Source organism: Bacteroidota bacterium, from assembly GCA_016715425.1.
GTDB lineage: Bacteria > Bacteroidota > Bacteroidia > Chitinophagales > BACL12 > JADKAC01.
The window spans coordinates 368545-385781 of the sequence record JADKAC010000005.1 but is presented as its reverse complement, the minus strand read 5'-3'; the positions used below and the strand labels follow the sequence as shown (position 1 = coordinate 385781).

General features: G+C 34.5%; 10 protein-coding genes and 1 tRNA gene. 8 read left to right on the top strand and 3 right to left on the bottom strand.

Going from position 1 to position 17237, the window contains the following annotated elements:
* Nucleotides 1-2: 2 nt before the first annotated feature.
* Nucleotides 3-1016 (bottom strand): type I glyceraldehyde-3-phosphate dehydrogenase, encoded by a 1014-nt coding sequence (gene gap / locus IPN31_07465; protein ID MBK8681725.1) that lies wholly within the window; start codon nucleotides 1014-1016, stop codon nucleotides 3-5.
* A 92-nt stretch (nucleotides 1017-1108) separates the two neighbouring features.
* Between gap and IPN31_07460 the strand changes: the two genes are divergently transcribed.
* The 5 genes from IPN31_07460 to IPN31_07440 all read left to right on the top strand — a co-directional run bounded on the left by IPN31_07460 (nucleotide 1109) and on the right by IPN31_07440 (nucleotide 4390).
* Nucleotides 1109-1180, top strand: a tRNA-Glu gene (locus IPN31_07460).
* Nucleotides 1181-1455: 275 nt separating this feature from the next.
* A complete protein-coding gene (locus tag IPN31_07455; protein ID MBK8681724.1) occupies nucleotides 1456-2349 on the top strand; it encodes a T9SS type A sorting domain-containing protein in 894 nt (297 codons plus the stop codon).
* Between the two features lie 7 nt (nucleotides 2350-2356).
* Nucleotides 2357-3256 (top strand): T9SS type A sorting domain-containing protein, encoded by a 900-nt coding sequence (locus IPN31_07450; GenBank protein ID MBK8681723.1) that lies wholly within the window; start codon nucleotides 2357-2359, stop codon nucleotides 3254-3256.
* A 257-nt stretch (nucleotides 3257-3513) separates the two neighbouring features.
* Complete coding sequence (locus IPN31_07445; protein MBK8681722.1) at nucleotides 3514-3768, top strand: hypothetical protein; 255 nt, start codon at nucleotides 3514-3516, stop codon at nucleotides 3766-3768.
* Nucleotides 3758-4390, top strand: coding sequence for a nucleotidyl transferase AbiEii/AbiGii toxin family protein (locus IPN31_07440; protein MBK8681721.1), 633 nt, complete (start codon nucleotides 3758-3760; stop codon nucleotides 4388-4390). The genes IPN31_07445 and IPN31_07440 overlap by 11 nt, the downstream gene beginning before the upstream one ends.
* Nucleotides 4391-4413: 23 nt before the next feature.
* Here IPN31_07440 and IPN31_07435 read toward each other — a convergent pair whose 3' ends face one another.
* The gene (locus IPN31_07435; protein ID MBK8681720.1) at nucleotides 4414-4911 is read right to left on the bottom strand and encodes a hypothetical protein; all 498 of its coding nucleotides are present in this window, start codon (nucleotides 4909-4911) and stop codon (nucleotides 4414-4416) included.
* 80 nt (nucleotides 4912-4991) lie between these two features.
* Nucleotides 4992-5858, bottom strand: coding sequence for a hypothetical protein (locus IPN31_07430; GenBank protein ID MBK8681719.1), 867 nt, complete (start codon nucleotides 5856-5858; stop codon nucleotides 4992-4994).
* Nucleotides 5859-6226: 368 nt separating this feature from the next.
* Here IPN31_07430 and IPN31_07425 point away from each other — a divergent pair, with 368 nt between their 5' ends.
* The 3 genes from IPN31_07425 (at nucleotide 6227) to IPN31_07415 (ending at nucleotide 16991) form a co-directional block, all read left to right on the top strand.
* Nucleotides 6227-7015, top strand: coding sequence for a response regulator transcription factor (locus IPN31_07425; protein MBK8681718.1), 789 nt, complete (start codon nucleotides 6227-6229; stop codon nucleotides 7013-7015).
* A gap of 1 nt (nucleotide 7016) precedes the next feature.
* Nucleotides 7017-9914, top strand: a complete 2898-nt coding sequence (locus IPN31_07420) for a histidine kinase (GenBank protein MBK8681717.1) — start codon at nucleotides 7017-7019, stop codon at nucleotides 9912-9914.
* 111 nt (nucleotides 9915-10025) lie between these two features.
* Complete coding sequence (locus IPN31_07415; protein ID MBK8681716.1) at nucleotides 10026-16991, top strand: PKD domain-containing protein; 6966 nt, start codon at nucleotides 10026-10028, stop codon at nucleotides 16989-16991.
* The last annotated feature ends 246 nt before the right edge of the window (nucleotides 16992-17237 follow it).

The following is a 17237-nucleotide window of genomic DNA, read 5'->3' as shown; positions in this document are numbered from 1 at the left end:
ATTTAATTCCTGATTAAACCTGCAAAATAATCTACAGTGCGAATCAGTTGGCTTACATAACTCATTTCATTATCATACCATGCCACTGTTTTCACTAATTGAAAATCGCCCGAAGAAATCACTTTTGTTTGAGTGGCATCAAATAAAGATCCGTAGGTACTTCCAATAATGTCGGAACTCACTATTTCATCTTCATTGTATCCGAAAGATTTATTTGAAGCAGCTTTCATTGCAGCATTCACTTCTTCCACAGTAACTTTTTTATTGAGAATACTTGTAAGCTCAGTTACCGAACCTGTAATAACCGGAACACGCTGTGCACTGCCATCTAATTTTCCTTTCAATTCCGGCAACACCAAACCCAATGCTTTTGCTGCACCTGTGGTGTTAGGAACTATATTCGCTGCTGCGGCTCTTGCTCTGCGCAAATCATCTTTGCGATGTGGCGAGTCCAATGTATTCTGATCATTTGTATAAGCATGGATGGTAGTCATACTTCCCACCTGAATTCCAAAACTATCATTCAATGTTTTTGCCATCGGAGCAAGACAATTCGTTGTACAAGATGCACAACTGATTATTTTTTCTGACCCATCCAGAATTTCGTGATTCACATTAAAGACAATAGTTTTCATATCACCGGTACCGGGAGCAGAAAGTATCACACGCTTGGCACCGGCGGTAAGATGTGCAGATGCTTTTTCTAAGCTTGTAAAATAACCGGTTGCTTCAATCACAACGTCCACATTATGTGCAGCCCATGGAATATCCGCAGGGTTTTCATGATCATAGATATTAATATTTTTTCCATCTACTGTAATAGAATGTTCATCATGTGTAATAGTATGATTAAATCTTCCCTGTGCGCTATCATATTTTAGAAGGTGTGCGAGTGTTCTAGGTGAAGTCAAGTCGTTGATTGCCACTACTTCTAATCCATCAAGAGTACTTACTCCACGAAAAACTAAGCGGCCGATTCGGCCAAAGCCATTAATACCAATTCTTATTTTATCCATAATAGGTGCAAATTTAGATGCTGAACAACAAAAATCTGTTTATGTTTTTGTGAATCCGTTTATCTGGTTATTTTTGCAGCGCTTTCATAATCGGCCCGTTCGTCTAACGGTTAGGACGTAAGATTTTCATTCTTGAAATAGGAGTTCGATTCTCCTACGGGCTACAAAGTAAAAACCAATCTGAAAAGGTTGGTTTTTTAATTTAAGAGAAATAATAATACTACTGTGGTTATTAGTTTTCTAAAAGTACTACCAGATTTTAATTCTTGAAATAGGAGTTCCCTGCCTGACTGCGTCATGCAGGCAGGGATTCTCCTACGGGCTACAAAGTAAAAACCAATCTGAAAAGGTTGGTTTTTTTTTATTTGATATTTAAATTCGTTGCCTGTATTTTTATATGCTTAGAGCAAAGCTCACATTCATTTATTAAAATACAACTATGAAAAAAGGTTTTTCTCTAACACAATACTCTCTTGCAGCAGGGGCGATTTTAGCTCCTGTTGCAGCATTTTCACAAGCAGTTTATACTGACATTGATCCTGATATTATATTAGATGAACCGGGTGAACATTGGGGCTTTGATTTGGATGATGATGGGTTAAATGATTTTAATTTCTTTAATACTTTACTTCAATCATATATGTGGCCAATTGGTGATGCTTCAGCTTACAGAATTTGGGTTGGGGCGTTTGATACAATGCAAAATGGAATAGCAGGTAGCCAGAAAACTATTTTAGGATATTATGGGACATTTTATCAATATTATCCATTTGCTTTAGATTCAGGAATCACTGTTGATCAATATTTAAACTTTGAAAATTGGAATTATCAAAGAGTAGCTTGTCAAACATTTTTCGTATTTGGTTCTTCGATAGTATCGTGGACAGGAGGAAATTGGTTTCCAAATAAAACTGAAAATTTTCTTGGTTTTCGCTTCACAAATGAAGAAGCAATTCAACATTATGGATGGATCCGTTGTAGCGTCATAGATAGTGGGCATACTTTAATCATTCACGATTATGCGTATGAAAGCAAACCCGATACACCAATACTTACAGGTGATACTATCGGAGATACTACAACAGTTTCAGTTAACAATCTGGAAAATTTAAATGCAGTTGTGTATAGTTTTAATAAAAATATTTATATCCAATTGAAAGAATATAATGATGCGGAATATTTCATTTATGATATTTCGGGTAGATTGGTTTACAATGCAAGAATTAAAAACGAAACCACAATTTGCAACATCGAATTACCCGGAGTGTATTTGATAAATATTAAAACTGCAAAGGGCAAACAGTTTTCTAAAAAATTGGTGGTAGCGGAATAAGTTTAAAATGAAAAAAGGATATTCTCTATCACAATATTCACTTGCAGCAGGAGCGCTTATAGTTCCTGCTACAGCATTTTCGCAAGCTGTTTATACCGATGTTGATCCTGATATTATTTTGGATGTGCCAGGTGAATATTGGGGATTTGATTTGGATATGGATGGACTGAATGATTTTAATTTCTTTAATAAAAGTTTTACTACTACTGTATGGTATGGCGTGGAAGGACAAGTAAAAGCTCTTTTTGCGGGTGTCTTCGATAATATGCAGAATGGGCTAAATGGACATACTGTTTTCTTTTCCGGTAATGGCGGATATACATATTACCGTCCTTATGCATTGGAAAGCAATATCAGTATTAAATCTACTATTCCATTTTATAACGCTAATTACCAAACATTAGCAATGACTATTTACAAGCCAGAGTGGCCACCATCAACGGCACACAGAGGAGATTGGAACTCATATTTTTGGGGTCCTCAAATAGAAAAGTTTATAGGTTTTAGATTTACTGATGATGATTTTGTAAAACGTTATGGATGGATACGTTGCAGCGTAGTGGATAGTAACAGAACATTAATCATTCACGATTATGCTTATGAAAGTAAACCCGATACACCAATACATACAGGAGATACTATCGGAGATACAACAACAGTTTCAATTAATAATACTGCAAGTTTAAATGCTGTTGTGTATAGTTTTAATAAAGATATTTATATCCGACTTCAAGAATATAATGATGCAGAATATTTTATTTATGATGTTTCGGGTAGATTGGTTTATAATGAAAAAATTAAAAATGCAACTACAATTTGCAATATCGAATTACCCGGATTGTATTTGGTAAATATTAAAACAGCAGAAGGAAAACAGTTTTCTAAAAAATTGGTGGTATCGGAATAAGAACTATTGTTTGAAATTAATTCTCACCAAAACCCAAAAGACAATTTTAAAATATTCTTTTCAGGATATCTATAAATTGTAAAAAATAAAAAAGTAAAATGTAATCACGAATTACTCATATCCATTTTATCCCACTAAAGAATGCACGAATAAATTATCTGATTTTTAAATTCAATATAATCTATTCGTGCATTCGTTTTATTTTTTAGTGTAATTCGTGGCCAATTTTTTTCGTGAATTTGTATGCGTTCAACACTATGCAAAACAAACCAAATATCCGACCTTCTTTGCTTTGGGAATATGACCTGGAAACCTTCAATTGGGTAAAGTCTTATAAGATAGTGATTGAACGGGTAGTACAATTAGGAGAGATTAATGAATGGAAGGAGATTCTTACGTTTTATGGCTCTGATAAAATTATTGAAACAGTAGAATGGAGTCGGCAACTTGATAAGAGAGATAAAGATTTTACAATGTTGTTTTTACAATCTGACATATTACATGCTGCATAAAGACTCCATGATTATTGCCCCTGAAACTTTTACCCTAATTCAACAACTTCAAACAATACTTGAGTTTAATGACTTTAAATTAGGCGGAGGAATAGCTCTTGCCTTACAACTCGGACATCGCACCTCTATTGATTTATTTACTCAAAACAGTTTTGAATATTTTCAAATTATTTCATTATTAGAATCAAGATTTAATTACAGAGTAATATTTGTTAGAACCAATACCATCATTTGCTTTATCAATAACATTAAAGTTGATTTTATTTCACATCCTTATCCATATGTTTTGCCACCCATAACAGAGGAAGGCATTACCTTTCTTTCAAAGCAGGATATTGCGGCAATGAAACTCAATGCAATTGTGAATAGTGGTCAGCGTATAAAAGATTTTATTGATGTGTATGTTTTGCTAACAGAATTTTCGCTCAATCAAATGCTTGGTTTTTACACAAATAAATATCCGAATAGCAATGCGGTTTCTGCAATAAAAGCGCTAAATTATTTTGATGATATTGATGAGGCTATTGATCCGCCAAAAATGCTAAAACCTCTTCCACTTAAAAATATCAAGCAACGTATTCAGCAGGCTACACTGCATGCCGATAAGATTTTTTCTGAATAGCGGAACCCGGAATTTTATTTTTTCTACTTCTCTTTTTTCCAGTTCACCTCGGTGCTGAATGTATCATATGTGTTCAGCAGTTCACTTACTTCTTTACGATATTCTTCTGTGGAGGTAACAGACTCAAAATAGGCAATTAAGAAACCCATATCAAAGGTTTTCATTTTCTTTTTATTGATAGAATACCCATACGTATAGTATTGTGCAGATTCATCATTTACATCCTGAAGAAAAATAAATTTTTGTTTATTTACTTCTGTGAACCAACCATAAAAAACTTCCACTACTTCTACGTATGCTTCTCTCTTTTCCAACACAGTCACTTTCACTTTCTCAGCATCCAATGGTTCTATCAACACCTTTTTAACTTCGGCGGAATCGAGATCATTTGACCAAGTGCCAAGAATAGAAGTATCTACTTTTGAATCCGATTTTTCTCCCAAAGGATAATCATCACCCAAAGGACAACCGGTTAAAATCAACATCAATGGAAGCGCAAGAAACAACAATGCTTTATACATAAATAAAATTTTCCCAAATGTAAATTATAAATAGATTGTAAGTGATGACTTATAAAAAATTAATTCTCACAATACTCAATTTATTTTTCAAATTTTATCTTCCATCGTTTATGCGACCATAACCAAAATTCAGGATTGTTTTGAATTTCTTTTTCAAGCAATGCTGTATGCTTTTTGGTAATGCTTCCATATTCTGCATTTTGCGGGTACAGTTCCACTACTTGAGAAGTAGCATTATAATATCCTCGTTTTATTTTATGAATATGCATAAACACGACAGGATAATTATATTCCATGGCATATTTTTCAGCACCAAACAATACTGCAGTTTCCTGATTTAAAAACCGGGTGCGATAATAACTTTTAGAGTGTGTAGATGGACTTTGATCTGCACCAAAAATAGTGGCAGTTAAATTTTGTGTATTGTCTTCAAAAAATTCCTTTACCTTTTTTTTTGGTATCATTAATAATCCGAATTTACTGCGTGATTTCAAAAAAGTAGTATCGAAAAACGTATTCCGCATTGGCGTATAAAGCGCAGCAACCTGATGTGGTAATTGTTGATTAATTGCCAATGCCAGCATTTCCCAATTATTATAATGTCCGCCGGTTAATATAATACTTCTCCCCTCTTGATACAATTGATGATGCAGCGCTACATCATCAATTCTGAACCGTCGCAAAACTTCTTTTTCTGACATGCTGAACATGCGAATACTCTCTGCAATTAAATCCACAAAGTGTCTGTAAAATCCCTTTGCAATCTTCTTTATTTCTGTATCATTTTTCTCGGGAAATGAATTACGCAAATTTGCCAACACTACTTTTTTTCTATACGGTGTAAGATAATAGAGTATAAAAAAAATACCATCAGATATAAAATATAACATCCGCAAAGGAAGCAGTGAAAGCGGTTTAATAATTATATAATACAGGAGTTTAGCCATTGCCGATTTTTACTTATTGAAAAGTATGTTACAAAATTAACTGTCTCATAGTTTTGCTGCATTTTTAACAACAGTTGCAAATCAAGGGGCATTTCGCAAATAAAAGAAATTACTTCTTCAGAAAACAGTTGAATCACTATTTTTCTTTAAGCTCACCCTATTGATAATCACTTTTAGATAATCACTGCAATGGCAATCAGTTTGATTTAGTGGATACATTGAATAGTAAGTTCGGAAGAAATAAGCAAAGTATTAATTTGAATTCCACCCAATTCCCTTTACTCATAACAAACCTATACACATTAATAAAACCCTTTTGCTCATCCGCATTAGCAGTTTACTCATTAATGGATGCTAAATTTGTTTTTATGCGCAAGTTCGTACAAAATATGTCTGAACAAATACATGCTCTTTTGGTGGATGATGAACTTCCGGCCTGCGAAACATTAAGTTGGTTGCTCAATGAATATTGTCCTGAAGTAGTTGTGTCCGGTGTGGCGCATTCTGCAGAAGCGGCACGCAATTTTTTAAATCGGAACAAGATTGATGTTATTTTTTTGGATATTTCCATGCCGGGAGAAAATGGGTTTGATTTGTTATCCTCCTTACCAAAAAATATTTATCATGTAGTATTTATAACAGCACATAACGATTATGCTATTAAAGCATTTCGTGAAGCTGCAGTTGATTATTTATTAAAGCCCGTGGATTCTGACGAATTGATTCATGCAGTATCAAGAGTAAAAGACCGGCTTGCTAAACAAAATACTATAGACTTGAAATATGAAAAATCTATAAAGGACATTTTAGATAAATTCACCAATCCAAATAAATTAAATCGCATTGCTGTCCCCCATTTGGAAGGTATTCATTTTATACTTGCAAAAGATATAGTGTATATGGAGGCAGATAGTAATTATACAATTTTTCATCTTCTAAATGGAGGGAAAATAGTAGCATCTAAAACAATGGCCGAATTTGAACAACAACTTCCGGAAGGATTTTTTCGAATACATAAATCATTTCATATTAACCTCAGCCATGTAGCAGATTATATTAAAAAAGACGGCAACAGTGTTATAATGAATGATGGAGTTTCGTTACCGGTTTCCCGAAGAAAAATCCAGGAATTAATGCAGGCATTGTTAATTCAATGATATGATAAAACAGTGCATCACATTCTTGTTGATTAGTATTTCAATTCAAAGTTTTACTCAAAATTATTACAGTAAGCAATTCAATTATTTGAATGGCCTTCCTACAATGAATGTTTATAATGTATTCTGTGCGGATGATGGTTTTCTTTGGATTGGAAGCGTCATTGGTCTGATACGATATGATGGAGTTGCTTTTGAAACATTCAGTACTGAAGATGGGTTGCCCGACACAGAAGTAATTTTAGTTTTCGGCGATAATCAAAATAGAATTTGGGGCATCACTTTTAATGGGAAAATATTTTTTATAAAAGATAATATCGTTTACAACGAAACAAACAGCCCCCTGTTAGCTGAGCTAAATAATAACTACAAGCTATCGAATTTTTTGATCACAGTTTCCAATGATTTATATCTATATTCCCCATACGATATTGTGAGGATTGAAGAAGAAACAATAAAAAAAATAGATTTTAAATATGATAAAAAATGCAACCCTGTATCCGGCTTATTTGAACTGGATAATAAAATATACTTTTCAGTATTATGCGATGAAACAAGAATAGTATATGTTCTAAAAAACGATGTTGCAGAAATTAATAGCGATGAAATTATAGTGCCTCTTATTTATTCTTATACAAATGCGAATGATGAATATTATTACATTACTGATAAAGGTATAATTTCCAATACAATCTCAAACTTAATAGTACCTCTAAATTTTAATCCTAAACTGAATCAAATACCCTATCTCTTCGTAGATTCAAATAACGATTGCTGGTATTTCGACCTCAATAAAGGAATACAATATATCCATAACGGAGTATTCACAACTTTACTTTCAGAGTATAAAATAAATAGTATAGATCAAGATTTTGAAGGAAATTTTTGGATTTCTACTATTTCAAACGGGATATTTGTTTTTTATGCAGATTTTTTTAATAAAAAACAAATATTTTCAGACAATGAAGCTGAATTATTATCCATTAATTGTTTGTATATAGATAGCGCAGATAATATTTGGGCAGGAAATTCTTTTGCAAACGTTACTATGATTGACAATAAAGATGAGAAACGCAATTTCAAGCTAATAGATATAAATAAATATGCAAGAATAATTGATTTTGATGTTGCTGGCAATTCCCTACTGGTTGCTTCAGATGAAGGTGTTTATCAAATTAATAGAAAGGAAAAAACATTGATTTCAGGGAGTATAGGTGGAAGAACAGTAAAATCAATCTCGGTATTAAATGAGAAAGAATTTGCCGCTGCTTATTCTTATGGAGTTTCAATTTTTAGGTTTAAGAAAAATATTTGGACTGAAGAAAAAATATTTTCCAAACGATCATTCAGTGTTCAATATAATAATGATTTGCTTTGGTTCTCTGCTGAAAGCGGAACGTACACTTATAAAGATTCTATCCGTAGAATTAATGTTGCAGAATTAGATGGCAAACGTATTCTTGATTTTGCATTTTATGAAAAAGAAAATCTTGTATTAATCTCTACGGATGGTTATGGAATTTATGCAATTGATGAAAAAGATTATTCCATACTATGGCATGCGCATTCACAAAATGGTTTAACAACAAACTTAACACGTCACCTGCAATTAATTGGCGATACCTTATGGATAAATTCTGCCTCCGGATTAAACAGATTAATTATTTCTAAAAAAGGATTTCAAAAATTACAACCACTCACATCGTCCAACGGCTTACCCGCCGACGATATCAAAGATTTTTATATAAAAGGAAACACATTAGTAATAGCGGGAAATTTTGGTGCTTTTCAATGGAAAAATTTTATTGCGCCTGTCAATCTACCTGCACCCAAATTTCATATCTTAAACATCATAACCGACATGGGCAAGTTCAGAGGTAATGATAAAATTATTTCTGAATATAATAATGGATTTATCAAAATACATTATTCTGCAATTCGATATGCTTCTACAGTTCCATTAGTAGAATATTCTATAGATAATGGAAACTGGCTAAGTGCTGCTGTTGGATTGTTAGAATTAAATGGCTTAAGTCCGGGTCTGCATCATCTACAATTTCGTTTGATGAATGGCGATATTATTCCTTTACCCGACAATTCACTTACTATATTTATTGAAGCTCCTTTTTATTCACAACAATGGTTTATACCACTTTTAATAGGAATTATTGCAATGCTCATTTCTTCTGTAATTATTTTTAGAATTAATAAAGCAAAACACAAAGCTGTAGTACAATTAAAATTAAGTGAGGATCTTGCATTTGCGGAACAACAAGCTCTACAAGCAATGATGAATCCGCATTTTATTTTTAATGCAGTGAATTCAGTGCAACAATATATTATTAGAAATGATAAGAAAGAAGCGAACAAATATCTAACACAATTTGCAAGATTAATTCGGCTCAACTTAGAAACATCTAAAAATAAATACATTGCTCTGGAAGAAGAAATTGAAAGGCTATCCTTGTATTTACAATTTGAGAAAGTGCGTTTTGGTGATAAACTGGAATATTCAATTACCGTTTCTCCTGAATTAGAAACCGATAAATTATTTATACCTACAATGATTATTCAACCCTTTGTTGAAAATGCGATCTGGCATGGATTGATTCCAAAAGCTGAAAACGGACATGTAAATATCAGCATCGAAAAAAAAGATTTAAATATTATAATCCGAATATTAGATGATGGTGTGGGATATATTTTAAATCAAGCTACAGAAACAAATTCTATCAAAACAAGCATGGGTTCTATTATTACTAAAAGGCGATTAGAGTTGTTAGAAAAACAAACCGGCAAACCACATTTTTTTACCATTAGCTCAGCTCAAAAGAATAATCAAAATGTAGAGGGGACACTTGTTACTATAACCTTACCACTCAAGTCCGATTCCGTTTAATAATGCACAACGCATTTTAATATTCATTTTTAACCGTTCACTCATTTACTGAAAGTTTAATCCTGCTTTTATTGATTTTTGATAATTCATATTATACAAAAACCAATTAACATGAAACCAAATTTTACACGCCATTTAGCTGCATTAACCATTTCACTATTTTGTATTTTTTGCAGCTTTGAAATCCAGGCTCAAATAACGGGCGATTCCACCATTTGTATTGGAACTTCTTCTTCCTATACAACTAGTTTAACTGGAAATATAACCTGGACAATTTCGCCAACCGGCCCAGCACTTAATGCGGCAGGAAATACCGTTTCTATTAACTGGACGCTTGTCGGAATCTATACTCTAACTGCAGATAACGGAACAACCACAGAAACTTTTAATATCAATGCTTATTCAATACCAGAACCTCTTATCCAATATGCAAAAAATCCTTGCTCAATTAAACCTGATGATGGAGGAGTGGGAGGAAGCGATTTGGTTTGTGATACTTTTTGTGTGGATGAGATCGTAAATTATTTTGTAATAAATACACCAGGCAGTACTTATAACTGGACCATTTTCGGAGGAACAATTATTAGTGGACTTGGAACAAATTCGGTAATGGTGCAATGGAACACAACCGGAGGAACGGGAGCAGGCGAATGCGGATCCTTATGCGTAGAAGAAACAAATGCAGCAGGTTGTACAAACACAAAACCCGCTTGTGTACATGGAGTTTCCGCTTATCCAAATGGCACAGTTTCTATAGGTTCAAATTCTGCAATTGTTGGCGGTGTTATTAATGCATGTTTAAATGAAGTAATCACATTTATAAATAATTCCACCGGACCATTTACCTCTTATACATGGGATTTTGGGGATGGAAATTATACCACAACTTTAGGTGCTACCAATGTTACAAATAGTTATTCCCTACCCGGCACTTATACTGTTATTTTAACTGCAAGTACAGATTGTTGTAGTAATACTGATACTATTACTGTAGTAGTTGGTGATCTTCCCGGACCTGATATTTTTTGTATCACTCCTGTTTGTTCAAATGAACCTGAAGTACAATATTGCACAAGTGTAACTGGTTGCACTTATACGTGGGTAGTAACAGGAGGAACTATTATTTCAGGATTAGGAACTTCATGTATAACTGTGGATTGGGGTGCCGGTCCTGTTGGAACAATTGCGTTAACCGTATCAGGTTGTTCACCTGCTGTTTGTGCTTCTACAACTACTGTTTCAGTTCCTATTATGCCCAATGGCAACTTTAATATTTTAGGTCCTTTAGTAGTTTGTGTTGGTGCAACAGAAATGTATAATGCACCTTATGTTCCGGGTTCACAATATACTTGGACATTAATTGATCCCTCATCAACAACTACAATTTTACCTTACAATACACCTCCTTATATTCAATCGGTAACATTTAATACGCCCGGAAATTATACGCTCATTTGTAATATGGTGAATGACATTTTGGATTGCGAAGGAGCAGATACTATTAAAATAAAAGTACGACCAAGCTTAGACATTTTTGGTCCAACGAGTGTATGCGAAAATAGTCCTCCTACATTTTTTTCTTCAGCATATAATTGCAATTGGGTAACCACCTCTCCTGGTAATTCCCCACAATCAGGAACATCAGCTTCCTTTGTTTTTAATACAGTAGGAACTTACACCGTAACTGCAAATACAATTCCTGCGGGTGCTGTTTGTAACAATCCTCAAACTATTACAGTGGTGGTTAAACCAACTCCGGTTACTCCAATAATTACAGGACCAATCATTGTTTGTCCTCAAGGCACTTATAATTATTCCACATCAGGATATTCTGCCAGTGCAACTTATAATTGGTATTTTATAGATGTATTATTTAATACCGCATTTGGAAATGGAAATCCTTTTTCATTAACACTACCTGCAGGATTTACCAGCGGAACACTCACCTTAACTGTAACAGAAAATGGCTGTTCTGCATCATCAATATTAAATTTAAATGCCCCTGCTATCCCTGCACCTACATTTACAGGAAATCAAACTGTTTGCCCAGATCAAAATGAAATATACACAGCTATCCTCAGCTATCCCGGATTATCAAATGTAGTTTGGACAATCACTCCACCAAGCGCAGGAACAATAATAAGCGGACAAGGAACTGCAACGCCAACAATTGAATGGCATTCTGTAATTCCGAATGCACCACAAAATGTAACTCTTACAGTTACCGAAACAACATGTCTTTCTTTAACGGGCACTTATTCTTTACCAATAACTATTTATGCTTTACCTGTAATAACTGCAAGCGCTGCACCTTTTTGTCCGGGTTCAAATACCGTTCTCACCGCAACAGGCGGAACTGGTTATTCATGGTTCAATGCTGCTAATAATCCTTTGGGCGGACCAACAGCCACTGTAAGCTTACCAGGAAATTATTATGTAATTGGTACGGATGCTAATGGATGCACCGCAAAAGATTATATTAATGTAATTGCATTTTCATCACCTTCTACAACTATTTCTCAGTCAAATATTAGCGTGTGTGATACAAATGGTGTGTTATTAGACACAGTGAATTTAGTTGCACTGAATGGCCCTGGCGGATATAACTATGTATGGTCACCGAGTGGCGATACTACAAGCTCAATAAGTGCAACTTCTACTGGAACATATTCCGTAATTGTTACTGATAATAATGGTTGTAAAGACACAGCATATTACATAGTTGCTTGTCCTGAAGTTGATAGCTGTGAACTTCCAACAAATTGCGCATGTGTAAATAATACACCCACAGCCACTCAAGGAAATCCGAATTGTAACATATATAATTTCAGTGCAAATTCAACCTGTTCCGGAACACCATTTTGGTATTTTGGAGATTTAACAGGCGGTTCAGGAAATTCAGTTTCGCATACTTATGCAACAGCAAGTTATTACACAGTTTGTTATGAAAATTCAGATCCCGGTTGTTGTCCTCCTCCTCCTGCATGCACAGTTATTGTTGTTCCTGTAGCTGCCGATTTTGATTACAATATTATTTGTAATACTGTTTCTGTTTCGGATTATTCCACCTATTTACCCGGCTATAATATCACCGGATATTTCTGGGATTTTGGAGATGGATTTACAACAACATCAGCAACACCAGGTCCGCATACTTATTTATTACCCGGTACTTATACCATTACATTAACTGTTTATACTGCTGCCGGTTGTCAAGCAATATCAACACAAACTTTTATTTTAAATGGACCTGCAATTTCAGCCACAATTGTTCCGACAGGATGCAATGGGCCTGTGAATTTCAGTGCAATTACTTTAGGTGGACCTATTGTAGATTGGAGCTGGGATTTTGGAGATACTTACGGTTCAAATATTCAAAATCCGCAACATATTTTTAATGCCACCGGATCCTATATAGTTACTGTTACCGGAACTGATGCAAACGGATGTACTGTTACTGTTTTTGATACAATTAATATTGTTACTCCACCACCAGCATTTAATTTAATTTATGCGACACCATCCTGTGGCCCCACATTAATTACGATTCCGGGTGCAGGTGCTTATACTTTATTTCAATGGTATAATAATGGAACAATAATTCCGGGTGCAACTTCCAATTCTTATCTGGCAGTTCAATCCGGAAATTATACGGTTGAAGTAACAGATATAAATGGATGTGTAATTACAAGTAATATTGCTCCGGTAATTATTAATCCAACACCAATAATTGCATTAACAGCATCACCAAATCCTCTTTGCAGCAATGACCCTGTTACCATTAATTCTAACCTCAATGGTTTTTATACATTGAATTGGATAGTGGATGGAAATCCTGCTTTCGGTGGAAATAGTTTAGTACTTAATTCCTTGTCTCCCGGATCACATACTATAAGTTTAACTGCAATTGATATTGCTACAGGATGTAATGATTCTGCTTCCATTTCGATAAATGTAAATCCTTCGCCTTTTGTTTATATCACGAACAGTGATCCAAGTGGAAAATGTTCAGGAGATTCAATTCAACTGACAGCGAATTCAGCAACTGCAATTAGTTATTTGTGGAGCAATAGTTATACTTATAATCCTGTATTTATTAAATCCAGTGGAACATACAGCGTTACAGTAACTGATGCATTAGGTTGCACTGCATCAGCATCTTCATTAGTAACTATTCATCCATTACCTGACTTGAGTATGTTGCCAATTGGTTGTGATTCTGCTTGTATTAATCCTGTTCCAAATATTATTACCGGGCCACCAAATATGTTATCCTATGATTGGCAAATTAATAATGTAACTGTTGCCACAACACAAAATTTATCTTTAAGTCCGTTGAATATGCCGGTGTATGGAATTCCATATACAGTATCATTAATTGCAACCACATTAAATGGTTGTGTTGATTCAACAGATTTTGAATACACTCCACTTAATTGCGATTCAACGGATTGTTTTGATTTGGAAGACACTATCTATTGCAATGAAGATGGCACATTTACCATTGAACTTTTAGTTACAAATAATAACACTGCAACATCTACATATTTATGGCTGCATGATGTTACAACACCATTTACTTTAACGCCAAATTATATTGTGCCTTTAACTTTATTACAAGGGCAAACATCTGCACCAATTTTTATCACAGTAAGTTATCCAGCGGGACCACTGCCATCAGATATTTGTTTCAAAGCATCCTTGTATAATACAGATTCTTGTTGTCATGATACAACACTGTATTGTATTCCTATTCCTAATTGTAATCCATGTGAAAACATAAGTGTAAGTGCAGATTCAACCGAAGAATGTTGTAAGTCAATTTCAATTACTAATAATTATTTTTCCAATTATTTTTCAGGGATACAAATTGTTCCGATAACACCGGGTGCAAGTATCGGTTCTGCTCAAGTAGGATTTCCTTATTTAGGATCATGGACAGGAATGGGTAATGCATCGCAAATGACCTTTACTCCAAATGCAGGATTTATTCCAACAGGAAATATTGCATCGCTTGTTGACATTTGTTTAAACCTTGCACCTGCCACAACAAGTCCACAAATCGTGTTAGTGAATTGGTTAGTACCCGGAGCAATGGAAGGTGATAGTATTGCTTGTGTAGATACATTATTATTTTATTGTACTTCACCAATGGAAAATGATTGCGGTGAAATACTAGGAGATATTATTTGCAATGAGGATGGTACTTATTCTTACAATTATACATTTACAAATAATAGTGCGCAGGCGGTTACCATGTTAGTATTTACAAGTGTTTCTCCTTACGTAAATATTATTCCGAATCCGATATTACCTGCATCTCCAATTTTACCTGCCGGTACGTATTCCGGAACTGTGATTATTGATCCGGGAATTTATCTTCCGGGAACCACAATTTGTTTTGATCTTACATTAGCTGATTCAACAGGATGGTGCTGCCATACTATGGATAGTATTTGTATTACTTTACCTGAATGTAATTCGTGTGAATGTGGTGATTGGACAACATTTAGTTTTGATTCCTATGATGCAATTAATGGCAATGTAAATTGTGGAGATACTATTGATTTTGAAGTGGGGAATACTATAGTATTTTATGCAGGTGGTTATACTTGTATTGGAGATTCATTATGCACCAGTGCAATTACATGGAATATGAATGGTCCTGTAAGTGGATCCGGAACTGGTTACCCTACATTTAATTTCTCTGTTGCTGGTTCTTATACTTTAACTCTATATGGTGAATGCGGTGGAAACATTTGCGACTCTTGTATCATTTATTTTGAAATAGCAGATGAAGAATGCGAATGCGGAACATGGACACCATTTAATTTAACCGATGAATCTGGTGGTGGTATTGATACTTATGATGTGGAATGTGGCGGTACATATTCCGGCATAGAAACATTTGGATATATTTCTTTTAATAGTGGCGGAATTAATTGCATTGGTGATCCTGTAATTTGCGATGCTTTAACAACCTGGAATGTTAATGGCCCAATCACTGCATCGGGAACAGGATTACCTTCTTTTGCAACTACCACTTCAGGTACTTATGTGTTAACTATTTACGGATATTGCGGAGGTAATTTATGCGATAGTTGTGTAATTACTTTTGTGGTGGAAGAATCAAGATGTGAATGCGGAAATTGGGAAACCTTCGGTGCAATAGTAGATGTACCCGGAGATTTTGATTATTCTATCGTCTCTGAATGCGGAGATACTCTACCGACTTTCCAAATCGGAACGAATATTAATTTCGTTGCTGGAGGATATTTATGTATTGGCGACCCAGCAGTTTGCGGATCAGATTTGGAATGGAGTTTAACAGGCCCTGTAACTTCATCAGGAAGCGGATTACCAACATTTACCTTTTCAACTCCCGGTACATATACACTCACCTTTACTGGATCATGTAATGGAAATGAATGCGGAACTTGCATTATAACATTTGTGGTTGAAGATGCACCGATTTGCGATTGTGGTTCATGGGGATTATTTACTGTAAGCAACGCTACAAAAACAATGTATGGGCAATCTTGCGGCACTTCATATAATTGGAAAATCAATTCACCAATAACTATCAATGGCACCTATACTTGTTATGGAGAATGTGCAGCAACTTATTCATGGATAGTAAAAAGAAATGGCACAACAGTTACTACAGGATACGGATTACCTGTAACATATACGCCAACAGCAAATGGCAATTACGAAGTGTTTATTTATCCTGTTTGTGGTGGATTTGAATGCGAACCTTGTTCTTTCCGATTTAAAATAAGAACAAAAACATCACCTAAATTAAATGAAGGAATTGAGGCAAGACTGTCAATGACTTTAGCTCCAAATCCTGCAAATAATTATGTGAAGGTTACTTTGGAATCAGTATATGATGAAAACGGATTACTAATCATTACAAATGAATTAGGTGAAATGGTAAAATCAGAATCTGTTGAATTATTCGAAGGCATAAATACATTTAATATTGAAATTCAAAACCTGCCTTCCGGAATCTATTTTGTTAAATACACCGGCAACAGTGAAATAACGGTTGAGCGATTAATAAAAACAAATTGAAAACCCTAAGAAAAAGAGTCAGCGAAAGTTGGCTCTTTTTTTTTTAAATAATAAGCACCGAAATTTTTTTTATGTCAATATTTAAGCGTCTAATTAAGGAAAAAAAATAGCCACGAATGCACGAATAAAAAAACGAATGCACGAATGAATTATCCTTTATTCGTGCATTCGTGATTTTAAAAATATTCGTGAATTCGTGGCTAAAATTTTATCCCGAAGGGAAAGTTAGATACACCAACAATAACA